At 51.2% G+C, this 23,370-nt stretch carries 19 protein-coding genes; 12 read left to right on the plus strand and 7 right to left on the minus strand.

All coding sequences use genetic code 11. The features are described 5' to 3' along the window. Positions 1-356: 356 nt before the first annotated feature. A complete protein-coding gene (locus tag JHU38_RS09585) occupies positions 357-554 on the minus strand; it encodes a toxin PIN (RefSeq protein ID WP_107581414.1) in 198 nt (65 codons plus the stop codon). 704 nt (positions 555-1,258) lie between these two features. Then, entirely contained in the window at positions 1,259-3,502 is a 2,244-nt protein-coding gene (gene rnr, locus JHU38_RS09590; protein WP_107581413.1) for a ribonuclease R, read from the minus strand. Between the two features lie 373 nt (positions 3,503-3,875). On the opposite strand from rnr, the gene JHU38_RS09595 reads away from it, so the two are divergent. The 9 genes from JHU38_RS09595 to JHU38_RS09635 all read left to right on the plus strand — a co-directional run bounded on the left by JHU38_RS09595 (position 3,876) and on the right by JHU38_RS09635 (position 14,417). After that, positions 3,876-5,480: a beta-N-acetylhexosaminidase gene (locus JHU38_RS09595; RefSeq protein WP_107581412.1), complete on the plus strand. Its 1,605-nt coding sequence runs from the start codon at positions 3,876-3,878 to the stop codon at positions 5,478-5,480. A 144-nt stretch (positions 5,481-5,624) separates the two neighbouring features. Then, positions 5,625-6,056 carry a hypothetical protein gene (locus JHU38_RS09600; RefSeq protein WP_146156984.1) on the plus strand — a complete coding sequence of 144 codons (432 nt, stop codon included), beginning with the start codon at positions 5,625-5,627 and terminating at the stop codon, positions 6,054-6,056. Positions 6,057-6,295: 239 nt separating this feature from the next. Continuing rightward, positions 6,296-7,291: an NAD-dependent epimerase/dehydratase family protein gene (locus tag JHU38_RS09605; RefSeq protein ID WP_107582331.1), complete on the plus strand. Its 996-nt coding sequence runs from the start codon at positions 6,296-6,298 to the stop codon at positions 7,289-7,291. After that, positions 7,282-8,262, plus strand: coding sequence for a phosphatase PAP2 family protein (locus tag JHU38_RS09610; protein ID WP_199222661.1), 981 nt, complete (start codon positions 7,282-7,284; stop codon positions 8,260-8,262). The genes JHU38_RS09605 and JHU38_RS09610 overlap by 10 nt, the downstream gene beginning before the upstream one ends. A gap of 39 nt (positions 8,263-8,301) precedes the next feature. Then, on the plus strand, positions 8,302-9,654 hold the full coding sequence (gene miaB / locus JHU38_RS09615; RefSeq protein ID WP_107581409.1) for a tRNA (N6-isopentenyl adenosine(37)-C2)-methylthiotransferase MiaB: 1,353 nt from the start codon (positions 8,302-8,304) through the stop codon (positions 9,652-9,654). A 50-nt stretch (positions 9,655-9,704) separates the two neighbouring features. Next, positions 9,705-11,558 carry an ABC transporter ATP-binding protein gene (locus JHU38_RS09620; protein ID WP_107581408.1) on the plus strand — a complete coding sequence of 618 codons (1,854 nt, stop codon included), beginning with the start codon at positions 9,705-9,707 and terminating at the stop codon, positions 11,556-11,558. A gap of 4 nt (positions 11,559-11,562) precedes the next feature. Next, positions 11,563-12,477 carry a lysophospholipid acyltransferase family protein gene (locus JHU38_RS09625; protein WP_107581407.1) on the plus strand — a complete coding sequence of 305 codons (915 nt, stop codon included), beginning with the start codon at positions 11,563-11,565 and terminating at the stop codon, positions 12,475-12,477. A gap of 79 nt (positions 12,478-12,556) precedes the next feature. Further along, on the plus strand, positions 12,557-13,306 hold the full coding sequence (locus JHU38_RS09630) for a lipopolysaccharide kinase InaA family protein (protein ID WP_107581406.1): 750 nt from the start codon (positions 12,557-12,559) through the stop codon (positions 13,304-13,306). A gap of 67 nt (positions 13,307-13,373) precedes the next feature. Continuing rightward, the gene (locus JHU38_RS09635; RefSeq protein ID WP_158267280.1) at positions 13,374-14,417 is read left to right on the plus strand and encodes a glycosyltransferase family 9 protein; all 1,044 of its coding nucleotides are present in this window, start codon (positions 13,374-13,376) and stop codon (positions 14,415-14,417) included. 45 nt (positions 14,418-14,462) lie between these two features. Here the strand turns inward: JHU38_RS09635 and JHU38_RS09640 are convergent, their stop codons facing one another. Next, the gene (locus JHU38_RS09640; RefSeq protein ID WP_107581404.1) at positions 14,463-15,506 is read right to left on the minus strand and encodes a glycosyltransferase family 4 protein; all 1,044 of its coding nucleotides are present in this window, start codon (positions 15,504-15,506) and stop codon (positions 14,463-14,465) included. Positions 15,507-15,674: 168 nt separating this feature from the next. Here JHU38_RS09640 and JHU38_RS09645 point away from each other — a divergent pair, with 168 nt between their 5' ends. After that, a complete protein-coding gene (locus JHU38_RS09645; RefSeq protein ID WP_107581403.1) occupies positions 15,675-16,523 on the plus strand; it encodes a LicD family protein in 849 nt (282 codons plus the stop codon). 500 nt (positions 16,524-17,023) lie between these two features. On the opposite strand, the gene JHU38_RS09650 is transcribed toward JHU38_RS09645, so the two are convergent. The 4 genes from JHU38_RS09650 to JHU38_RS09665 form a co-directional block, all read right to left on the minus strand. Then, the gene (locus JHU38_RS09650; RefSeq protein WP_232369914.1) at positions 17,024-18,109 is read right to left on the minus strand and encodes a C1 family peptidase; all 1,086 of its coding nucleotides are present in this window, start codon (positions 18,107-18,109) and stop codon (positions 17,024-17,026) included. A 170-nt stretch (positions 18,110-18,279) separates the two neighbouring features. Then, a complete protein-coding gene (locus JHU38_RS09655) occupies positions 18,280-19,245 on the minus strand; it encodes a HipA domain-containing protein (RefSeq protein WP_107581402.1) in 966 nt (321 codons plus the stop codon). Then, complete coding sequence (locus JHU38_RS09660) at positions 19,238-19,579, minus strand: HipA N-terminal domain-containing protein (protein ID WP_107581401.1); 342 nt, start codon at positions 19,577-19,579, stop codon at positions 19,238-19,240. Before JHU38_RS09660 ends, JHU38_RS09655 begins: the two co-directional genes overlap by 8 nt. Then, positions 19,576-19,779, minus strand: coding sequence for a helix-turn-helix transcriptional regulator (locus JHU38_RS09665; protein ID WP_107582329.1), 204 nt, complete (start codon positions 19,777-19,779; stop codon positions 19,576-19,578). The genes JHU38_RS09660 and JHU38_RS09665 overlap by 4 nt, the downstream gene beginning before the upstream one ends. A 241-nt stretch (positions 19,780-20,020) precedes the next feature. On the opposite strand from JHU38_RS09665, the gene JHU38_RS09670 reads away from it, so the two are divergent. Continuing rightward, complete coding sequence (locus JHU38_RS09670) at positions 20,021-20,548, plus strand: hypothetical protein (RefSeq protein ID WP_232369915.1); 528 nt, start codon at positions 20,021-20,023, stop codon at positions 20,546-20,548. 650 nt (positions 20,549-21,198) lie between these two features. Continuing rightward, positions 21,199-23,364: a GH92 family glycosyl hydrolase gene (locus tag JHU38_RS09675; RefSeq protein WP_107582328.1), complete on the plus strand. Its 2,166-nt coding sequence runs from the start codon at positions 21,199-21,201 to the stop codon at positions 23,362-23,364. Positions 23,365-23,370 lie beyond the last annotated feature (6 nt).

Consider the following 23,370-nt stretch of genomic DNA (forward strand, 5'->3'; position numbering starts at 1 on the left):
ATTTGTTCGATTTGTCCCGATTTGTAGAATTTCTGTCCGCAGGACACTCTTTTTCAGTCGGCTTCGCCGAGACGAGTTGATGAGCCCACAGGCGAATAAATCTCACAAATCTTTCCAAATCTTCCAAATTTTATCATTATATATAGGTTGCGGATAATCGGGGGCGCGCCCGTTTCCGGGTGGATTCGGAACGTGATGAATCACGCCTCTACGTCTGCCGGGTTGTCTGTTTCCCCGTGGGATGCGGAAGTGCACCCTCCCTTTGGGAGGGCCGGGGTAGGTTGTTGCCCTGTTTCCCGTGGATTTCGGAACGTGATGAATCACGCCCCTACGGCGTTCCCGATGAAAAGAGAGCGTTAATCATCCCACAACGATGACGAGGAACGGCCGGTGCCCTGGTCATCGTCGTCGTCATCGAAGAAGAGGTTACCTTTCGACAGTGCCGGTCCCGTAGCGGGATCTTCACTGATGCCCACGTCGATGGAGTCGTCGAGGACGCGGTTTTCTAACTCGATGAGTTGCGCTTTGATTTCCGGTTTGATGTACTTTTTCATTTTGTTCGAATGTTTATAAAAGTTGATTTGAATGTTTATGAAAGTTGATTGAGAACCGTTTCCGCGTGGCGTGAGCCGGCTTTATTCTCTCCGGCAAGGCAGGGGAAACATTGCGACGACCAGCGCGACGATGGTCGCGTAGGTGTTACGGAGTATATACGTTTTCATGATTTCGTTGTTTCTCCATGACCCATTGTGAGTGGGAACGCCGTATCAGAAACTTGGGGCGTAAAGATTAAAAATACTTGTTATAGGTTGGTGGCCGCTTCGCTCATTACGATTGCTTCGCGGAGAGCGACTTTCATGTAAAAGGCCCTGCCCGCACCTCCTTGTTGCGGAGATGCCGGCAGGGTCTTCGTTGGTATTTTGGAATAAAAACAGAGCTGATTTGTTTATCGTGAGTGAACCGTTACAGGACTTGTGTTCTTCAGGAAATAAGCGAAAACAATTAATAGAAAGCGTGCTTTGCACGTTTCCTTCACGCTTTTCGGATGGCGTGTATCGGCTTATTACTTTGTATTTCGCTGCCGTTTTCATCGTGGTAGGAAATTAAGAGTAAGCTACTATCGTGTAGGTTCACGCCATAAAGATATGTTTTTTTATAGAAAGTAGCAAGGAATATGGAGAAAAAATGTACCGGCCTTATTTTCTCCGTTGATGGCAGCGGAGAAAATAAGGCCGGAGGTAAGGGGTTTATAAATGGTTTATTCGGCCAAAGCAAAGTCGAGTTGTTTCTTTTCGAGATTGGTCTTGGCCACTTGGATGCGGACGGGGTCGCCCAACTGATACTTATGATGGCGTCGTCGGCCCACTAAGCAGAAGTTGCGCTCGTCGAACTCGTAGTAGTCGTCGTCGAGATCACGCATCGGAATCATGCCTTCGCAGTGGTTTTCGTCGATTTCGGCATAGACGCCGTAGCTCGTGATGCCGCTGATATGGGCGTCGAACACCTGTCCGAGCTTGTCGCTCATGAATTCAACCATCTTATATTTGATGGAGTCGCGCTCGGCGTTCTGGGCTATCAGCTCCATTTCGGAGCAATGCTCACACAGTTCCTCGCAATGTTTCTCGTTGGCCGAGCGGCCGCCTTCGGCGTAACGGGTGAGCAGCCGGTGGACCATCGTGTCGGGATAGCGGCGGATGGGGCTGGTGAAATGTGTGTAGTAGTCGAAGGCCAGACCGAAGTGGCCGATGTTGTGGATGGTGTATTTGGCCTTCATCATGGCCCTCAGCGCCACCGTCTGGATGAGTTTACCCTCGCGCTTGCCCTCGCAGTCATCCATCAGCTTGTTGATACTGCGGGCCATGGCGCTCTTGGTGCCGTCGGTCTTCACCTTGTAGCCGAACTTCACGATGAACTGGCGCAGCGTCTCCATCTTCTGTGGGTCGGGATTGTCGTGTACACGGTAGGGCAATGTCTTGGCTTTCTTTCCCTTCTTGACCTTTCCCACGCTCTCGGCCACGGTGCGATTGGCCAGCAGCATGAACTCTTCGATGAGCTTGTTGGCGTCCTTCGATCGCTTGAAATAGCAGCGCGTGGGCTTACCTTTGTCGTCGATGTCGAAATGAAGTTCCTCGCGGTCGAACTTCACGGCGCCGTTCTTGAAGCGTTTGGCCCGCAGGAGCTTGGCCAGTCGGTCGAGGGTGATGAGCCGCAGGGCGTTTTCGCCCTTGTAACCGCTCTTTCCCGGTTTGGGCGCGGGCTCTCCTGTGCCGTCTACTACGCCGTTGGCTTCGAGCAGTTGCTGCACATCCTCGTAGGCGTAGCGGCGGTTGCTGCGGATGATGGTATGCACAATGCGCGACGATTTCACGTTGGCCTCGTCGTCAAGCGTGAGGATGACGCTGTAGGCTAACTTATCTTCATCGGGCCGCAGCGAACAAACGAAGTTGCAGAGATGTTCGGGGAGCATGGGAATGGTGCGGTCGACGAGATAGATACTCGTGGCCCGCTTGACAGCTTCCTTGTCGATGACGCTTCCCTCGGTCACGTAGTGGCTCACGTCGGCAATGTGGACGCCCACCTCATAGAGCTTGGGTGTTGACGGTTGCCTTTTGCCGTTCATATTTATTTCCTTGCCGTTGGCGTCGAGAAAGCGGATGGAGAGAGCGTCATCGAAGTCCTTGGCGTCGCGCGGATCGATGGTACAGGTGAAGACGCTGCGGAAGTCTTCGCGCTCGGCCAGGTCCTTCGGCGTGATCTCGCCCGTGATCTTGTTGGCAGCGTCCTCCACGGCCTTGGGGTATTTGTAGGGCAATCCGTACTGTGCCAGGATGGTGTTCATCTCCACATCGTTGTCGCCCGTCTGTCCCAGGATGTCGACCACTTCACCCACCGGACTCTTCCGCTCTTCGTCGGGCCACCGCGTGACGCGCACCACGGCCTTGTCGTCGGTCTTGCCCCCTTTCACCTTGCGGCGTGGAATGATGATGTTGTGGGCCAGCACGTCCGACTGCGGAATGAGATAGGCCATGTCTTTGTCTACCTTGAGCCGGCCGACGAAAGTGTCTTTCTTGCGTTCGAGAATCTCGATGACCTGCGCCTCCTTGATGTGATTCACGCGGCGGGCCATGAACGAGAACTTCACATGGTCGCCCGTCAGCGCGCCCATCGAGTTGCGCTCCGACACGAAGATGGGTTTGTCGCTGTCTGTCGGAATGACGGAATTCTTGCCGTTGGCCTTGCGCTGGAAAACACCTTCCTGCACCTGACCGCCGGTGTTCAGTTTGTAGGAGTTGTCCGACACCTTGGACAGCGTGTCGTCCCACGTCATCTCCTCCATCAGGTCGATGGCCTGCATCTTGAGCGGATGCGTGTTGAGTTTGAGTGTCCGGAATATTTCTTTGAAACTTAAGGTTTTGCCCGGCTGCGACGAGAAGAAATCAATCAGTTGCTCAGCCAGCTGTTTTTTGGTAAGGCGCTTACCGGCCTTTTTTCCTTTTCCCATAACTAATTTGGTTTAAATAAAATCGATTTCTTTTACAAAGAAAGCAAATTTTTATGGAATTAGAATCATAATGAGGGAAAAAGGTTGTGGGGTTGTTAGGTTGTTAGGTTGTTAGGTTGTTAGGTTGTGTTGGGGTTGTGGGGGTGTGGAGGTGTGGGGATGAATAGTTTGTTTGGATAATGTGATAGAACAGGTAATCATTCATCCTAACACCCTAACACCCCCACAACCCCCCCACACCCCCAACACCCTAACAACTCCAAAAAAATTATTAAAAGCTTAGGCTTTGCGGATATTTTACCGTAAATTTGCCCTGACGATTACCAATTATATTTAATATCAATAATAATTAAATCATTCAATCAACCAAAACATGAAAAAAACATTACTTTCCGTGGCTATCGCCATGGCGTCGCTGTCGTTGCAGGCTGCCGACGTGAACTACCATGTGGTGCCGCTGCCGCAGAGTATTACCGCTGAGAAAGGCGCCGCTTTCGTGCTTGATGGCAATACGGCCGTCTACGTGGCAAGCGCGGACGAAGCCATGCTGCGCAACGCCGCCTTCCTGAAGCAGTATATCCGTGAGGCTACAGGCATAGAAGCCAGCGGAGTGGACAAGAAGGGCGCGGCTATCACGCTGAAGCTCAATGCCAAAATCGCCAACGAAGAGGGCTATGTCATCACCGTGAAGGCCAAGGGTCTCACCATCGAGGGCAAGACGCCGCAGGGCGTGTTCTACGGCATACAGACCTTGCGCAAGTCGCTGCCGCTGGAGAAGGTTCAGAGCGTGAGCCTGCCCGCCGCCCGCATCGTCGATCAGCCTCGCTTTGGCTACCGTGGCGCGATGCTCGACTGCGCCCGTCACTACTTCAATCTCGAATTTGTGAAGGAGTTTGTGGACATGTTGGCCCTGCACAACCTTAACGTTTTTCACTGGCATCTGACCGAAGACCAGGGTTGGCGCGTGCAAATCGATCGCTATCCGAAGCTGATCGAAGTGGGATCGAAGCGCGATCAGACCGTTGTAGGTCACAATTCGCCCGTGTTCGACGGCACTCCCTACGGCGGTCACTACACAAAGGAAGACATGAAGGAAATCGTGAAGTACGCGGCAGAGCGTTATATCACCGTAATTCCTGAGATAGACATGCCCGGTCACATGCTTGGAGCGCTGGCGGCTTATCCCGAATTGGGCTGTACGGGTGGTCCTTACAAGGTGGCTCAGCAGTGGGGCGTGTTCGATGACATTCTCTGCGCCGGCAATCCCAAGACCTATGAGTTCGTGAACAACGTGCTCGACGAACTGATTGAGATATTCCCGTCGAAGTATATCCACTTAGGTGGCGACGAGGCTCCCCGCACACGTTGGAAGTCATGCCCCCGCTGTCAGGCCGAAATCAAGCGCTTAGGTCTCAAGGGCTCCAACGGTTTCACGGCCGAGGCACAGCTGCAGTGTTACTTCCTCGGTCAGGTGGCCAAGCACTTAGAGAGCAAGGGACGCAACGTCATCGGCTGGGACGAGATTCTGGAGGGTGATGTAGAGCCGGGAACCACCGTCATGAGTTGGCGCGGCGTGGCCGGCGGTATCACCGCTGCCGAGCGCGGACTCGACGCGATCATGTCGCCAACGGACTACTACTACTTAGACTATTATCAGAACAAGAGCCGCGACATCTTGCTCATCGGCGGTAATCTGCCCGTGGAGAAAACCTACAGCTACAACCCCGTGCCCGACGATGCCACGCCGGCACTGAAGAAGCACGTCAAGGGTGTGCAGGTGAACCTGTGGACCGAGTATATCGGTTGCAAGGAACTGGCCGAATACCAGTTGCTGCCGCGCTTGGCCGCCATGGCTGAGACCGGTTGGACCGAGAACGCGAAGAAAGATTACAACTCGTTCAAGCAGCGCGAAGGCAAACTCAACCAACTCTACAAGCAGTTCGGTTGGAAGGCTTGCCAGGATATGTTTGGAAAATAAGAAAGACCTACCCCAATGGCCGGGGTAGGTCAATTTTTTATCTTTTAATATCTCGCGAAGTCTTGCTGAAATAATATTTCCGTGAAAGCCATTATCTTTGCACCCGAAAATAACACACAAATCCTTATTATAATCATAGAGATAATGGAAGACGGAAATGTAACAATGATGTATCAGGGGCGCGTACATACATTCAGGAAATCGGAACTTAGGCCGCTGCAGGAAGAGGCTCTGCAAGAGATGCGGCAACTCGTTATGGAACTGATGAGCGGCAACGACACTACGCCGCTTGCATGGAAAAGTACCTCGACCGACTTAGTGGAAATGATTAACGATGTCTACATGGTGTGCGACGTGAAGGACGCCCGTGGATGCAGTCTGACCTTTACTTATATGGTAGAAACTATCTACCGCCGCTTCATGAAACCCGTGCCCAAGAATCCACGTTCGTATGCTTACAGGGCGAAAATGCGCAAATCGGTGCGCCAGAGTTCGTTGATCGACCGCTGGGTATTGATGAAACTCAATGGCATGGAGCCACGAAGCGTGTTTGTGGTAAGAAGCGAGAGAGAATGAAAATAAAGAGAACGGGGAACTGAAGAAATGAAAAAGATACTTTGACGCGTGAGTTTTATCTATTTGATATGAAGTGGTACGATTACTCCCAAATAGAGTTTTCTTTCCAGTTATCAGTGAAGCCAAGCATATCCGCCCCTCTTCTCACATAATAATATTAAAAAAAGAGGGTTGTTTATAGCGTAAACGTGGAATAATCGTTATCTTTGCCGATTATACGCGTATAAGATAGAATGAACTTGAACTTATTAGTGACGGGCGCAAGTGGTTTCATCGGCAGTTTTGTAGTCGAAGAAGCCTTGCGCCGAGGCATGGAGGTATGGGCCGGAGTTAGGAAAAGTAGCTCGCGTCAATACCTTCAGGATTCACGTATTCATTTACTTGAACTCGACTTTTCTTCCGCGGACACGCTGCGGGAGCAGCTTCGGGGCCATCATTTCGACTATGTGGTGCATGCCGCCGGAGCTACCAAATGCCTGCATACGGACGACTTTTTCCGTATCAATACCGAGGGAACGAAGCATCTTGTAGATGCTTTGCTGGCACTTAATATGCCCCTCAAGCGCTTTATCTACCTGAGTAGCCTCAGTGTTTTTGGTGCCATCCGTGAGCAACAACCCTATCAGGAGATTGACGAAAACGATCTGCCACGGCCCAATACGGCCTATGGGCGGAGCAAACTCGAAGCCGAACGCTATCTCGACAGCATCGGCAACGACTTTCCTTATATCGTGTTGCGACCCACGGGGGTCTATGGGCCGCGCGAAAAGGACTATTTCCTGATGGCCAAGAGTATCAAACAACACATGGATTTCTCGGTGGGATTCCGCCGACAGGACATCACTTTCGTGTATGTAGAGGACGTAGTGCAGGCCGTTTTTCTGGCTTTCGACCACGGAATGAACGGTCGGAAATACTTCTTGAGCGATGGTAACATCTATCAGAGCAGTGATTTCAGCGATTATATCTACGAAGCGCTGGGACGTCCGTTCCGCGTTAAGGTGAAAGCACCGCTGTGGGTGTTGCGCCTCGTGACGAGAATCGGGGAATACTGGGGACACATAACAGGGCGCATGACGGCGCTCAACAACGATAAATACAATATTCTGCGCCAGCGAAACTGGCGATGCAACATAGAACCGACGATGGATGAACTGGGCTATCATGCCCATTACGACCTGAAACGAGGCACCGACCTCACCATCCGTTGGTATCAGGAGAACCACTGGTTATGATCATTAAAGATTTATTCAAGATAGAATCCTCTCCCCGACGCGGCCTACTCCCTTTGGAATGGGCCGTACTGGGCTACATGATGTTCACGTTATTGATGGTGCTTTTCACTTTTACGCGCCTCGAAAACCCCGAATCCATGATATGGGATCGGCTGAAAGTGGGCATTATGACGGCAGGTTTGTGGGCCAGTTACAGGCTGTTGCCCTGTCGGTTGGTGATGTTTATTCGGGTGATGGCACAGTTTGCACTGCTGGCCTGGTGGTATCCCGATACGTATGAGCTGAACCGCGTGCTGCCCAATCTTGACCATGAGTTTGCTTGGGCCGACCAATGGCTCTTCGGTTATCAGCCGGCGCTGGTCTTTGCTCAGCGTTTTCCGTCGTATATAGTGAGCGAACTCATGGATATGGGTTATGCCGCCTACTATCCGATGATAGCGCTGACAGGACTATATTTCTTTTTCTATCGCTATAAAGATTTTCATCGGGCAACGTTCGTGCTCATCGCGTCGTTTTTTGCCTACTATGTCGTGTTCGTACTGGTGCCTGTCGTGGGCCCCACCTTTTATTACAAGGCCGTAGGAATGGGCGATATTGCTCGCGGTGTGTTCCCCAATGTGCACGATTATTTTAATACTCACCAGGATTGTTTGCCCAGTCCGGGTTATCAGGATGGCTTGTTTTATCATCTGGTAGAAGACGCCAAGGCCGCCGGAGAGCGACCAACGGCAGCCTTTCCCAGTTCGCACGTGGGCATTTCTACGGTCTGCATGCTGCTCATTGGGTGGGCACGCAATTATCGTTTGCTCCTACTGATGACTCCGTTCTACATCCTGCTCTGTCTGGCTACGGTCTATATTCAGGCCCATTACGCCGTTGATGCTTTTGCAGGATTGCCTACGGGAGTATTGACTTTCTGGCTTTTCATGAAGATTTATCCCAATCCGGTCAAAGGACGGCGACGTTCATAACGCCCGGTTGGATGATTCTATTTCAAACAATAAGTAAATATGAAGAAACTATATATCGAAACTTACGGTTGCCAAATGAATGTGGCCGACAGCGAAGTGGTGGCGTCTGTGATGCAGATGGCCGGCTACGAGATATGCGAAACGGAGGAAGAGGCCGATGCTGTCTTCCTCAACACCTGCAGTATTCGTGAAAATGCCGAAAACAAGATTTACCATCGCCTCGACACCCTCCACGCGCTGCAGAAGAAGCGAGCCGCCGAACAAAAAAGCGCCAATCCGACACCCATCCTCGGCGTTCTCGGCTGCATGGCCGAGCGCGTGAAGGACGACCTGATACAGAACCACCACGCCAACTTAGTGTGCGGCCCCGACTCCTACCTCAATCTGCCCGAGATGATCGCGCAGTGCGAGCTGGGGCATAACGCGGCCGACGTGGAACTCTCTACCACCGAGACCTACCGCGACGTGATTCCGCAGCGTATCGGCGGCAACCGGGTGAGCGGCTTCGTGAGTATCATGCGCGGCTGCAACAACTTCTGTCACTACTGCATTGTGCCCTATACCCGTGGACGGGAGCGCAGCCGCGACGTGGAGAGTATCTTGAAAGAGGTGCGCGACCTGCACGACAAGGGTTTCAAGGAGGTGACGCTACTGGGTCAGAACGTCAACTCCTACGGCCTGTTGCCCAACGGCAAGCGACCGGCCGACGGCATTTCGTTCGCCCAACTGCTGCGCAAGGTGGCCCGCAGCGTGCCCGATATGCGCGTGCGTTTCACCACGTCGAACCCCGAAGACATGACCGAGGACATCCTCCATGCCATCGCCGACGAACCCAATCTCTGCAACCATATCCATTTCCCGGCACAGAGTGGTAGCAACGCCACGTTGCGCGTGATGAACCGCAAGTACACCCGCGAGGACTACTTGAGTAAGGTAGAGGCCATCCGCCGTATCATTCCGGGCTGCGGACTCACCACCGACATCTTCGTGGGCTACCACGACGAGTCGCCCGAGGACTACGAGCAGACGCTCAGTTTGGTCAGGGAAGTAGGTTTCGATTCGGCATTCATGTTCAAATATAGCGAACGTCCCGGCACTTATGCGGCCAAACACCTGCCCGACAACGTACCCGAAGAGGAGAAGGTGGCCCGCCTGAACAAGCTCATTCAGCTGCAAACGGAAATCAGTGCCGAGCAAAACAAGAAGGATGAGGGCCTGGAATTTGAGATACTTATTGAGCGTTTTGCCAAGCGCGATCGTAATCATCTCATGGGACGAACCGAACAGAACAAGGCCGTTATCATCCCTAAGGGCAACCGCCACATAGGCGAGCTGGTGAAAGTAAGAATCACCGGCTCCACCAGTGCCACGTTGTTTGGCGAAGAAATATAATTCAGTCTGACCCCGACAGGTAGCGTCAGGCCCTTTTAAAAAGCCATTTCATGAAAGAATTCCTTCAAGTTCTCCTTCGGTTTGTGCCGCCCTACAAGCGTTACTTGGCGTGGAGCGTGTTCTTCAATATCCTTTCGGCCATATTGAACGTGTTCTCTTTTGCCACGCTGATACCCATGCTCAGTATTCTTTTCAAGACCGGCGATGGACAGAGTGCTACGTCGCTCATGCCCGTTACGCTCAGTAACCTGAAGGATTCGCTGATGAACAACATGGACTATTATGTGAGTCAGCTTGTCAACAGCTGGGGTGCCACCACCACATTGCTCATCATCGGCCTCATGTTGGCTTTCATGACCATGCTCAAGACGGCCGCCTACTTCCTTTCTTCGGCCACGATTATCCCCATTCGTACAGGTGTGGTGCGCGATATTCGTAACCAACTCTATCAGAAAATCAACGCGTTGCCCATCGGTTTCTTCAGTGAAGAGCGCAAGGGCGACATCATTGCCCGCATGAGTGGTGACGTGCAGGAGATAGAAAGCTCTATTATGTCGAGCCTTGACATGCTTTTCAAGAACCCTATTCTTATCGTTATCTACTTCTCGGCCTTAGTATTACTGTCGTGGCAGTTGACGATTTTCACCATTGTTTTCGTGCCCCTTTTCGGTTGGTTCATGGGATTGGTGGGACGCAAGCTCAAGGCCCGGAGCATCAAAGCGCAGGCCTTGTGGAGCGATACGATGAGTCAGGTGGAGGAAACGCTTGGTGGTTTGCGCATTATCAAAGCCTTCTGTGCCGAGGAAAAGATGAACCGCCGCTTCGATCGCGTCAATTCGGCCTATCGAAGTGACATCATGCGGGTGAATATTCGTCAGCAAATGGCCCACCCTATGAGCGAGTTTCTGGGTACGGTGATGATTGTTGTCGTGCTGTGGTTCGGTGGTATTCTCGTGTTGAGCAATAAAACCATCGATGGGCCTTCGTTTATCTATTACATGACGCTGCTTTATAGTATCATCAATCCGCTGAAAGAGTTTTCCAAAGCGGGATATAACATACCGAAGGGACTGGCCTCGATGGAACGTGTAGACAAGATATTGAAGGCCGAAATTGATATTAAAGAGAAAGAAAATCCCACCCATATCAGTAGTTTTGAGCATCAGATAGAATTTCGTAACGTCAGTTTCGCCTACCGTTCGTCATCATCGGGCGAGGGCGAACCGCTCATTTACGTGCTCAAGAACATTAACCTCATCATTCCCAAGGGTAAGACCGTGGCCTTGGTGGGTCAGAGTGGATCGGGTAAGAGTACGCTTGTCGACCTGATTCCACGTTATTACGACGTGCAGGAAGGTGAGGTATTGATAGATGGAATCAACGTGCGCGACCTTGGTTTGCACGATCTTCGCCAACTCATCGGTAACGTTAATCAAGAAGCAATCTTATTTAACGACACATTCCGCAATAACATTTCCTTCGGCGTAGACAACGCTACGGAGGATCAAATCATAGAAGCGGCCAAGATAGCCAATGCCTATGACTTCATCATGGCATCGGAACAAGGCTTCGATACCAATATCGGCGACCGTGGCGGAAGGCTGTCGGGAGGGCAGCGTCAGCGTGTAAGTATTGCGCGTGCCATCCTAAAGAACCCGCCCATACTGATCCTTGACGAAGCCACTTCGGCACTCGACACCGAGAGCGAACGGCTCGTTCAGGATGCTTTGGAGCGACTAATGAAGACGCGCACCACCGTGGCTATCGCCCATCGCCTGTCTACCATCAAGAACGCCGATGAGATATGCGTGCTTCACGAGGGCCGTATCGTGGAGCGTGGTACCCACCAAAGCCTCATCAATAAGGATGGGTATTATAAGAAGTTGCACGATATGCAGGCTTAAATCTATGCTTAAGTTGTTCTACATGCTTTCGTTGTTGCCGTTGCGCCTGCTCTATGTACTGGCCGACTTCGAGTATCTGTTGCTCTATTATGTCTTCAGATATCGGAGAAGTACGGTGCGACGCAACCTGACAAGCTCGTTTCCCGAGAAGAGCGAGAAGGAAATCCGAAGTATTGAGCGCGACTTCTACCGATGGTTTGCCGATTACTTCTTCGAGGCTCTCAAACTCTTGTCCATCAGCGATAGTGAATTGCGGCGTCGGTTCCAAACCATCGGTTCCGAACAGGTAGAACAGTGCTTTCGCGAGGGCCAGAACGTGGCGGCCATTTTAGGACATTACTGCAATTGGGAATGGCTTTCGTGCGTGGGAATCGACCTCGATGAAAGTCGCGTAACGGGCTTAGTATATCATCCGTTGCGCAATAAGACCTTTGATAATCTCTACCGTCGTATCCGTTCGCATGAGAAGAACGGTATTCCCATTCCAAAACAAGACATCCTGCGCTACCTTGTCGATTACCGCCGTCGTGGTATTATGTCTATCTTCGGCTACATCAGCGACCAAGGGCCTAAGTGGAAGAACATCCATTTGTGGCTACCCTTCCTCAATCATCCCGAAACACCGGTGTTCACAGGCGGCGAACGCATTATGCGCAAGATGAACAACGCCGTGTTCTATGTAGAAATGAGTCGTCCGCGCCGTGGTTATTACACTGCCACCTATCATCTTATCACCCGCAGTCCCAATGATATGCCCGAGCATGGCATCACCACTCGCTTCTTCCAAATGCTCGAAACGACTATTCGTCGTGAACCACGCTACTATCTGTGGACGCACAACCGCTGGAAACGCACCAAAGAAGAGTTTGACAAGCGCTTTGAAGTGGTAGGTGGAAAGAATATTCCGAGAACAACCTAAGCCGCTCAAATGGATGTGAACGAATCAACCTTATAAACTTAATAAGTATAATAAAAAGAAATTCAAAACTAACTTCGATATGAAGATCAACCCCAAATACACTCACTTACAGGCGTGGCTCGAGGCTCTTCCCGCCCGCTTCGAGGCCGAAGGCGAACACGTCTATGGGGGGAAGCGTAATCTTATCAAGAAATTCACGGCACCCGATGGCACCATCCTTAACGTGAAACGCTATTGCCGTCCGGCGCACATCAACCTGTTGATTTATTCTCTTGGCATCCGCAAACCCAAGGGACAGCGGGCTTGGAAATATCCCCGACTGCTTCGGGAGGCCGGTTTTGAAACACCCGAACCGGTAGCTTATATCGAAGAACGCCACATGGGCCTGCTCGGTTACAGCTATTTCATCAGTCTGCAATGCCCCTACCCTAACGATATGTATCAGTTTGGGCGAGCTAAGAAAGGCTCCTACGAGGATTTCTGTAGTGCTTTTGCCCGCTATACGGCCCGCCTCCACAATGCCGGAATCATGCATCTCGATTATTCTCCGGGCAATATATTGTGGGATCGCCTGCCCGATGGCAAGTTTGTATTCTCTTTGGTCGATATCAACCGCCTGCGTTTCGGCACGGTTAGCAAGCAACAGGGATGCGCCAACTTCGCTCGCCTGTGGGGTTCCATCCGTTTCTTCATGCTTTTGGGCCGCGGTTATGCCACCGCTCGTGGCTATGACGTCAATGAGACCGAGCGTCTTATCCTGTCCGCACGCCGTAAGTTCTGGACCAAATACTTGAAGAAGCATAGTGTTTCCTATCGTGTAGAATTGTAAAAAAGTAAAAGTTCGCTATTGTTTTTTAGCGATGATTCCAATCAGTTATTTTGATTCGTCACATCGTATGAATATTCTCGTTATCCGCTTTCGCCAGATGGGCGACGCCATTCTTTCGACCGTAGTGCTCAATGCGCTTCGCCGTATGTTTCCCGACGCCACCATCGACTTTGTGCTCAACGAAAATCTCTGTCCGCTTTTTGAAGGACATCCTGCCATCGACCACATAATTCCTTTCAGTTATGACGAACGTCACAGCCTATGGCGCTATTTGCACAAGGTGTGGCAGACGGTTCGTCGGGATCGTTACGACGTGATTATCGACATGCGCTCCACTCCCAACACCCTACCCTTCGTACTTTTCTCGCTACGGTCGCGCTTTCGCGTCGGACTGCGCAAGCCCCACGCCTTATCGTTCTACAATCATACAGTCGAACCTTGTCGCTCCGACCAAAATATCATAGACCACAATCTGTCTTTCCTGCGACCACTTGCGGCAATAGCGCCCATTCCACGCGACGCCACCTTCTCGCTCCACATCAGCGATGAGGAACAAGCACGCTATCAGGCTTATCTTCGCGCTGAGGGTGTCGACTTGCAACGCCCCATTCTGCTGGTCGGCGTCACCGGTAAATTGCTTAGTAAGACTTGGGACGAAGATCGAATGACGGAAGTGTTGCGTCGGATGATACAGACATGGCCCAATCTTCAATTCATTTTCAACTACGCGCCCGGTCGGGAGAAGGAGAATGCGCTGCGCGTCTATGAGCAGTTGGGCCGTCCGAAGAACGTTTTTATCCAAGTAGAAGCCCGCAGTCAGCGCGAGTTGGTGGCCCTCTGTTCGGCCGCAACAATGTATTTCGGCAATGAAGGCGGAGCCCGCCACGTGGTACACGCCTGTGGCAAACCCTCGTTCGTGGTGTTCGCGCCCAACATAAGCAAAGCCAAATGGCTGCCTCAGAACGATATTCCGACCGAAGGCATTACCGCTTGGGAGCTGGGTGCTACGCCGGATATGACCAACGGCGAAGCTTACGCCTGCATCACGCCCGACGCCGTGTGGGAGCGATTGCAAAAGTTTATGGATAAAAATGTGGATTTAGGAATCTGAAATAGCGGTTAGATTGTCGGATAAGTCAGAGTATTCTGATGAGATCTATCCTCTAACCCCCAATAATTCCTTATAAAGCGCAATATACTCCTTGGTATATTGCTCGAAACTATACGAGCGGGCATATTCAATCTCAGCCCTATCGACCGGCTTGAGCAGTCCTTTCTTCACCTCATCGGCCATGTATTGTGGCTCGAAATGATCCCAATAGAACGCGTAGTCCTTACCGATTTCGGGCAGACAGGTCAGTCGTGAAGAAAAGACATGCTTGCCAAACTGCATCGCTTCAATCAGTGGCAGCCCGAAACCCTCGAGCCTACTGGGGAAGAGAAAGGCGTCGCAATGCTGGTAGAGCCACACTTTCTCTTCGTCGCTAATCGTTCCGGGCAGGAAAATACGTCCCGTATTGAGTTCGGCAATGCGCTGTTCGAGTTGTCGGGCAAACTTAAAATGCTTGTCGCCACAGATATAGAGCGAGTAGCCCTCCATGTAAGGCATCATCTCTACCAGCTTCATGAAGTTCTTTTTCTCGCGGATTTGTCCGATGGTAAATAGAATCTTGTTGCCGTCCGTAACGAAATCGGGTTTGCGCATGGGACTTCCGGGCAGCCAACCCACGCCATTGTAGACAACGCGATGGCCCTTGTCACGAAATCCCACGTGGCGACTGACCTCATCTTCCACAAACTTCGATATCGTAGTCACGTAGTCCGAGTGGCGCACATAGTGTTTCTGCTGCAGCTGGTGTTTCCAAATGCTGTAGAACTGCTTTTCATATAGATAGTTCAAGTCGTGGATGGTGAGCAACTGAAGTCGTCCTTTGGCATGTTGTCTGAAGCGGAACATCTGCGTCGTGGCGTGCCAAAGGTCTACGGGCTTGCCTAAAGCCTTCAAATCCTTTCGGGCGTATTCCTTACGGATATAGTCGAAATCGGGCCCTAAAAAGCCTACAAATCGCTCCGGCACCATCAGGATGAAATGCAGTTGGTCGTCGCGTTGCAACGCCAGTTGCTTGCTGAATTCTTTTTCTACATAGCCAAATCCACAGTAAGTACCTAAATGCGAAAGGTCGATCAGAATACTCTTCATTTGCTCGAATACGATAAATTACGTCTGCAAAAATAGTGTTATTTGTCCAATAATCCCCTCTTTCTGATGAATTTCATGCCCGTCTGAAGGGGATTTAGCCGTTCAGACGCAGATGGTTACGCATATTTTCCATACCTTTGCAGCCATAATAGTAATGATAAAAAAACAATGAAAGAACAACAACCACGCATATCCGACGCCGAAACGCGTGAAATGCAGCATTATCTTTTAGATATTCTGACGGCTATCGACCGTGTTTGTAAAACGCACCATCTTAATTATTATCTCATTGCAGGCACCATGTTGGGTGCCGTACGCCACAAAGGATTCGTGCCATGGGACGACGATGCCGACGTGGCGCTGCCCCGTGAGGACTATGACAAGCTCATCGCACACGCCAACGAGTGGCTTCCGCCGCATCTGGAGCTTGTCAGCGGCGTGCAGAATCCATACTATCCCTATGCTTTTGCTCGTATTCAGAACAAGAATACGACCTATATCCTGCGACGTTGCTTCAATTTCGTGGGCGGACTACCTGTCGATGTGTTTCCCCTCGATGGCATGACACGCAACCCCGTGGCCCGCTATATCCACTACAAACGCTACGACGTGCTGATTCGTCTGATGTATTTTGCACAGCGCGACCCTTACAAACACGGGCGCGGAATCAGTTGTCTCTTTATCAAAATGTGTCATAAGCTCTTGTCGCAGTCGTGGCTCCACCGTCGGCTCGACGCCCTGCAGCGCCAGTATTCCATTGAGAAGACCGGACTTGTGTCCGATCACGACAACAAACCCGAGCGTGGAATCCAGCCCCGTGAGGTCTATGGCAAGCCCACGCCTGTCTGTTTCGAGGGCCACACCTTCATGGGTGTGGAGCGTCCCGATAGCTATTTGCGCTACTGTTATGGCGACTACATGACGCCGCCCAAGCAAATGCCACCGCAAAACTTCCGCTATTTAGACATGAAACAGCCTTATGAGGAATACATCAAGGAGCATCCTATAAAAAATTAACGCCTTTGTTTTCCGGCATCTTTATTCATTTAAATAAAGAAAAAAGAAGCGGAACGTGATGAATCACGCCCTTACGGCTGGCGCATGGCACAAAAAAACGTAAAGAATCAGTCACAAAAACGGTCTCTGAAAATGCTTCAGATAGAGAGAAAAACAGAGATAAAACGGTGGTTTTTACCCTTGCGTGTGGTCGTTTTTCGCTTTTTCGGAGGTCAAAGCATAGCTTTTGCGTTGTAAAAGCAGCCTTTTTACACGCCGAAAGCAGCCCTTTTAGCTTGTAAAAGCATCACGATTACAAGCTAAAAGGGCTGCTTTCGGACGGTTTTTCTTAATGTTTCAGGGTGCTTTTGATACGCACGAAGTCTACAAAATCAAACAAACGACTGATTATCAGTAACTTATTCGTTTCGCACCAACTGCTCAAATGCTTGGCTTATTTGCGACAAAAAAAATCTTGAAGCAAAATAAACGAGCGGTTTGTACGAATTTTTCACAGTGAATTAATCCTCTTTCTGCCGCATCACCACGCAGATGGTGTTCTGCCGCAGATAATTTTCGTTCATGTAAATGAGGCCGCCGAAGGGATTATTGGTGCCCCATGAGTTTTTGGCTACATAGAGTTTACGGCCCTTGCGATTGCGAACGATGCCGATGAGAGCCATGCAATGGTCATCGGTGGTTTGTCGTTGCTCGAAGAGGTGCTGGCGCAACGTCTGGCTGATGTGCAGCCGTGGATTGACCAAAGCCTTGCCTTGGGCAAAGGAAAAGCCATCGTTGGAGATGTCGCCCTCCCAACATACGGGGTGGCCGTTGCGCAGGGAGCGATCGATTCGGTTGATGAGCGTGTCGAGCGGCAGGTTGAGAAAGAGGTCGCCCATGCGGTTGTCGGGCAGTTCAAGGGCTATTGAGCGGCCGAAAGGATGATGGGTGAAGCTGGTCAAGGCTTGGTATTCGTCGGCCCGACACACGCTATTGGCAAACGATAGGGGCGTGTACGTGGCACCGAGCATATAGACTTGGTCGGCCGGCATGACGCCAACAGACTCATCGAGCAGGTTGTCGACCCGCTGTTGTAGCTGCGACAGGCTCGTGGCATGGCGTGTCGTCTGTTGTAGTTTGCGCTCCAGCACGTTGTAATTGGCCCGTGGTTGGCGTTCGGGGTAGCTGTCGTAGGGCATGGCGCCGTAGGTTTGCAGCAGTCGGATGAGCATGGGGGCCGTTCCGCGTAGCGTGATGGCCGGGCGTCCGTGGCCTAAATAATGGCTGCGAGCCTGTTGCGCGAGGTACAGACGGGCGATATAGTCGGGCGAAAGATGGATGGAGTCGCCCTGCATTAGGCGTTCGGACTCGATGGTAGCCAGCATTGCGTAGACCCAACACAGCGCGCTCTGTCCCTGATCTTTCACGGGTGTGGTCTTCAGCATGACCTCTGGTGTGAACCGAGGCAGCCGATTGGCCTCTGCCCTACCCTGTTTTGGGGCTGGATGACTGCAGCCGATGGTGAGAAAAACCACCACTCCACAGCCCATCCGAAGCAAAGACGCTCGGTAAGAAAGCCGGTTTCGTCTATGTTTTAATATCCTCATGTTAGCCTCCATGATTGCTTTTAAGTCTTGTTTTTCGTCAAGCACCCCACTCCTCCGGCGAAACAAGCGTGGTCGTACAGCCCATTCGCTTCAGCTGAACGGCCGTTCCCATGAGATAGAGTTGGTGTAGACAGGCCACGTAGGTACGGAAGACTTCGTATAATTACGATTTATTTTGCCTTTCTCCGCGAAGTAAGTTTGTTTTCCTGCAAACGCTCCAACCTCTTTGTGACGGTTTCTTCGTATGCTTTTTTCATATCCTCGCTAAGAAAAGAATCTTCTATCAGCGATTTCCAATTCGGAAGTGCCTTGTTCATATTTTCTATAAGGCCCAATACAACCTTCTCTTCCAAGCCCATTGTTGCGGCAGAGTGCAGAAAATCGTCTAACCGCAACTTCGTTTTCCGCCCCGAAAGCGTAAGTGCCAATTCCTCTTTATCTTTCGGATTGGCGATTGAAACGTTCACGAGGTCGTAGGCAGGAGTCAACAGATAGCTGTCGGCAGGACGATACAGCGAGAAGTTTTTAAGGTGCATATCGTTGTTTCCCGTTACAAAACAAAAGAGCAACAGCTGCATATAGTTTACGAGAGCAAGCTTTGGCGTGTCGCAATGCAGCACGATAGTCTTCGCAATCTGTTCGTACGAGCTTTTGTATTTGTACTCGGTAGGGTGCAACGTCAGCTGACACATGTCCTCCATGTCTATCTTTTGTCCGTCGGTTGTGCGGTCGACGCGCTTGGTTATGTAGCCGAGCTCTCCGTCAGCCAGCCGAATAAGGCTGTGGGGCACGACGTTTATCTTCGCGGCTTCGGCAAGGTGCATCGTCAGGTCTTCGTTTTCGGGCAACTGTGGGTAGCCATCTGTTTGCGGCTTGAATATGTAATCGCCCCACAAACCAACTATCGTCAGGCGGTTGGAGTCTTCGTGTTTGTCGAGATTCAACGACAATTTGGGTTGCACGCCCGTCAGTGTCGTCTGTGCGCGAATCACCTGTTCCGCCAGTTTATCAAGGTCATCGTGTCGGTATTCGAGCGTTGGCGTTTTCTCTATGCCGAAGAATTTCTTGGCGCATTGTGGATGAAAGTCTTTCTGTCCCTCTTCCAACGGTTTATAACAATACAAGCATTTACACATCGTCGGTGTCCTCCTCTGAATTTATGGCTACTACACTGACCGCCCCTATACAGTCTTTGCAGCAAAGCAATAGGAGCGACATACGGTCTAAAACGCTGACATCAGTGTTGCGAAGCGCGACATCGAGCAGCCAACCTTCGGGTATCAGACCGTCGAAGAACGGAAACAGAACGCGGCTGACGAAGGGTTCGGCTTGCAAGGGCAGCGTCAGACTTATCGGCAGAGCGTCTTCCTGCGCGAGATATGTGCCGTCGTAGCAGAAGCTATATTCGCCATCGCCTTCTGTCAGTATGCCGGCGAGCGCGTCTTTTCGGTATATCTGTGCCTTTCTCATAACTTCTTGGTCGCCGTTAATTCGTAATGAAACAAGTCGAGCAGCTGGTTCACCTTATCCATTCTCAGCGATGCCTTGCCTTGTTCTAAGCTGCGCACGAAGCACAAGCCCACGCCCGACTTCATTGCAAGGTCTTCTTGCGTCAGTCCGTGTTCCTTTCGCAACGCCTTTACCGTCATTGACAACTTCGTTTTCTCCATCATGAATTATATTATATCGAATACAAAGTTATAAAGAATAAGCCATTTTATATTACTTTGAATATAAATTATACGGATATTTAACGCTTTATACGCATACTAATCAATAGGGAAAGCCCTATCCGTCTTTAGGAATATCACTTTGCAGGTTTAGGAATATCTCTTTGCGGGCGCTAAAGAATCGTTCTATCTTTGCGATATAAACGTAAATGATGTAGAACCCTTTAACACCTGACTTGTTATGATGAAAAGATTGATACTTATGGTGGCCATGGCGATAGCGTTCCGGGCCACCGCGATGGATCGTAGGGAAGCTCGTGCCGAAGCCCGTTATCTGACGGACAGGATGGCTTATGAGTTGGGACTTTCGCCCCGCGAATACGACCGGATGTATGAAATAAACTACCGTTATCTGCGTGGCGTCAACACCTACGACGACCTTTACGCGTCGCGTTGGCGGAATCGCAACATCGCCTTACGAGCTTTCTTCAGCGATCGCCAATGGCAGCTGTACTTGGGAGCCGACTATTTCTATCGTCCGCTATCGTGGCGCGACGGCGCCTTTGTCCGCAATGTCTATGCGCGCCATCCACGCCGCCCCATGCCTTCTTATGGAGAACTGCGCCGTTATCATCGCCCCGTCGCTCCCCGTTGTGAGCGTCGTAGAGATTGGTATCGCCATCACGACCATGATTTCGACCGCCATCGCGGTCCGGGCCGTCACCATCACCATGACCGTGACTGGTTTTCTATGGAACCGATTTTGTAAAGTTTCTTTCCCCAAAAAACGCCTTTCTCGACAGCGCCATCCAGTGTCGAAAACGCCATTATTGAACGTCAGAAAAGACTTTTTTAACGCTCTTTTTTGTAAAAGCGGCTCTTTTAGAAGCTAAAAGCATAGCTTTGACAACGCCAAAGGGCTGCTTTTGCGAGTCAAAAAGGCCACAATGGCAAGCCAAAAACACGATAATAACGCCCTTTCCGACATCTCATTTTGCTCTATTAATTCATAACCTGTTGATAATCAGCGGAATCCAAAAACGCACGAGAACGCGTTATTTCCGGCGAAAGTTTTTTTATTTCAGAATAACGCAACCATTTTGGGCCTTTTGTACTAAAAAATCAGAAGGAATTTAGCTGTTTTTAGTTCGCAAACAGAAAATCATACGATACATGATTCATCACCTTCCGCTTACACATAAATCTCATTTCTTGAAAAGAAATAAGCACTATCGAAAAGGATATTTACATATAATACAAATTTATTTTTGATACATCGTTTAGGGAATATCTATATTTTATGTGTATCTTTGCATATATTACTGATTTTTCGGAAGTTCATGGAAGAGTGAAACTTGCGGAACTTCTTATAATTATAATAATTTTTCAAGACATTATCAATAGAACCTAAACCTCATGATGATTCGAAAGATTAAATCGTTTCTATTTACAGTTACATTTTCGTCGCTGACACTGGGCAGTATGGCTGCCGGCGACGCAGTGCGTTATGTCAATCCGATGATCGGGTCGGGTGGTCACGGCCACGTGTTCGTAGGTGCCAACGTGCCTTTCGGCTATGTGCAATTAGGTCCCACGCAGGTCACTCGCGGCTGGGACTGGTGCTCGGGCTACCACTACAGCGACTCACTGCTCGTGGGCTTCGGCCATCAGCACCTCAGCGGCACGGGAATTGGCGACCTGGGCGACGTGGCCCTCGTGCCCATGGCTTGTAAATGCCAGAAGGAACTGAAGTTCTCGCACGACGCCGAGACGGTGCGCCCGGGCTACTACGCCGTGAAATTAGTGCGCCCCAACGTGTTCGTAGAGCTGACCGCCACCAAGCGCGCGGGCTTCCACCGTTACACTTTCGGCGCCAATATGAAGAAGGGCTACATAGCCATTAACCTGAATCAGGGTATCGGCTGGGACAAGATGACCTCTTGCGAGTATAACCAGGAAGGGGCTACCACCGTTTCGGGTCGGCGCATGTCGACGGGATGGGCCAAGGACCAGAAAGACTATTTCGTGGGCGAGTTTTCCAAACCCGTGACATTAGAAAAGAAAAGCAACGACAGCATAGCCGTCTTCTCCTTCGACAACAGTGACGGTAAACCGCTGATGGTGAAGGTGGGCATGTCGGCCGTGAGCGTTGACAACGCCCGGCAGAATCTGAAAGCCGAAATTCCGGACTGGAACTTCAACGAGATGGTGGCTCGGGCCGAACAGGCATGGGCCGACGCGCTGGGCAAAATCGACATATCGACCGACGATAAGCGCGTGAAGACTATCTTCTACACCGCCCTTTACCATACGATGACGGCTCCGTCGGTCTTCAGCGACGTCAACGGCGAGTACCGTGGCGCTGACGGACAGGTGCACAAAGGAGACTTTACCAACTATACCACTTTCTCGTTGTGGGACACCTACCGTGCCGCACAGCCTCTCATGACACTCATCCATCGTGACATGTTGCCCGACATGGCCGCCACTTTCATCAACATTTACCGCCAGCAGGGCAAGCTCCCCGTGTGGCATTTGATGGGCAACGAAACCGATTGCATGGTGGGCAACCCGGGTATCATCGCTCTGGGTGACCTCGTGATGAAGGGTTACGTGAAGGATCGTGAGGCGGCATTTGAAGCCATGAAGCGTTCGGCCATGCTCGACGAGCGTGGCATGAACTCGCTGAAGAAGAACGGTTACGTGGCCTACGACGAAGACCCTGCCTTTGAGACCGTGGCCAAGACGCTGGAATACGCCATCGCCGACGCTGCCGTCGCCAGGGTGGCCAAGCTGTTGGGCAAGAAGGGCGACTACGCCTACTTCATGAAGCGCAGTCAGTCATACAGGAAACTCTTCGACCCCGAGACACAGTTCATGCGCGGTCTGGGTTCCGACGGCAAGTTCCGCGTGCCTTTCAACCCCTTCCACGCCGTACACCGGCAGGACGATTATACCGAGGGCAACGCCTGGCAGTACACCTGGCTCGTGCCGCACGACGTGCACGGACTGGTCGGTCTGTTCCCCAACGAGAGCAGTTTTGTCAACAAGCTCGACTCGCTCTTCACCGTCGATGGCGACTTAGGCGAAGACGCCTCGCCCGATATCTCGGGACTCATCGGACAGTATGCCCACGGCAACGAACCGAGCCACCATATTATATATATGTATAACTACGTGGGGCAACCCTGGAAGGCGGCCAAACTGCTGCGCCGCACGATGGACGAGATGTATGGCGACGGCTTCGACGGCCTGAGCGGCAACGAGGACGTGGGCCAGATGTCGGCTTGGTATGTCATGTCGGCCATGGGCTTGTATCAAGTCGACCCATCGGACGGCCGTCTCGTCTTCGGCAGTCCCATTCTCGATGAGGCCAAGATGGACGTGGGCGGCGGCAAGACCTTCCGCGTCACGGCCAAGAATAACAGTAAGGACAATATTTATATTCAAAGCGTCAGGTTGAACGGCAAGAACTACACCAAGTCGTATATCGAATACGGCGACGTTATTAAGGGTGGAACGCTTGAGTTCACCATGGGTCCACGCCCTTCCAAGTTCGGAACAGCCCGTAAAGACCGGCCATAATCCATG

The organism is Prevotella illustrans (assembly GCF_017426725.1).
Taxonomy (GTDB): Bacteria; Bacteroidota; Bacteroidia; order Bacteroidales; family Bacteroidaceae; genus Prevotella; species Prevotella illustrans.

Bases quoted from the DNA above. Each gene is read 5' to 3' on its own strand.
- JHU38_RS09585 (WP_107581414.1), bottom strand. From the start codon at position 554: ATGAAAAAGTACATCAAACCGGAAATCAAAGCGCAACTCATCGAGTTA.
- rnr (WP_107581413.1), bottom strand. From the start codon at position 3,502: ATGGGAAAAGGAAAAAAGGCCGGTAAGCGCCTTACCAAAAAACAGCTG.
- JHU38_RS09595 (WP_107581412.1), top strand. From the start codon at position 3,876: ATGAAAAAAACATTACTTTCCGTGGCTATCGCCATGGCGTCGCTGTCG.
- JHU38_RS09600 (WP_146156984.1), top strand. From the start codon at position 5,625: ATGGAAGACGGAAATGTAACAATGATGTATCAGGGGCGCGTACATACA.
- miaB (WP_107581409.1), top strand. From the start codon at position 8,302: ATGAAGAAACTATATATCGAAACTTACGGTTGCCAAATGAATGTGGCC.
- JHU38_RS09620 (WP_107581408.1), top strand. From the start codon at position 9,705: ATGAAAGAATTCCTTCAAGTTCTCCTTCGGTTTGTGCCGCCCTACAAG.
- JHU38_RS09625 (WP_107581407.1), top strand. From the start codon at position 11,563: ATGCTTAAGTTGTTCTACATGCTTTCGTTGTTGCCGTTGCGCCTGCTC.
- JHU38_RS09630 (WP_107581406.1), top strand. From the start codon at position 12,557: ATGAAGATCAACCCCAAATACACTCACTTACAGGCGTGGCTCGAGGCT.
- JHU38_RS09635 (WP_158267280.1), top strand. From the start codon at position 13,374: ATGAATATTCTCGTTATCCGCTTTCGCCAGATGGGCGACGCCATTCTT.
- JHU38_RS09640 (WP_107581404.1), bottom strand. From the start codon at position 15,506: ATGAAGAGTATTCTGATCGACCTTTCGCATTTAGGTACTTACTGTGGA.
- JHU38_RS09645 (WP_107581403.1), top strand. From the start codon at position 15,675: ATGAAAGAACAACAACCACGCATATCCGACGCCGAAACGCGTGAAATG.
- JHU38_RS09650 (WP_232369914.1), bottom strand. From the start codon at position 18,109: ATGAGGATATTAAAACATAGACGAAACCGGCTTTCTTACCGAGCGTCT.
- JHU38_RS09655 (WP_107581402.1), bottom strand. From the start codon at position 19,245: ATGTGTAAATGCTTGTATTGTTATAAACCGTTGGAAGAGGGACAGAAA.
- JHU38_RS09660 (WP_107581401.1), bottom strand. From the start codon at position 19,579: ATGAGAAAGGCACAGATATACCGAAAAGACGCGCTCGCCGGCATACTG.
- JHU38_RS09665 (WP_107582329.1), bottom strand. From the start codon at position 19,779: ATGGAGAAAACGAAGTTGTCAATGACGGTAAAGGCGTTGCGAAAGGAA.
- JHU38_RS09670 (WP_232369915.1), top strand. From the start codon at position 20,021: ATGATGAAAAGATTGATACTTATGGTGGCCATGGCGATAGCGTTCCGG.
- JHU38_RS09675 (WP_107582328.1), top strand. From the start codon at position 21,199: ATGATTCGAAAGATTAAATCGTTTCTATTTACAGTTACATTTTCGTCG.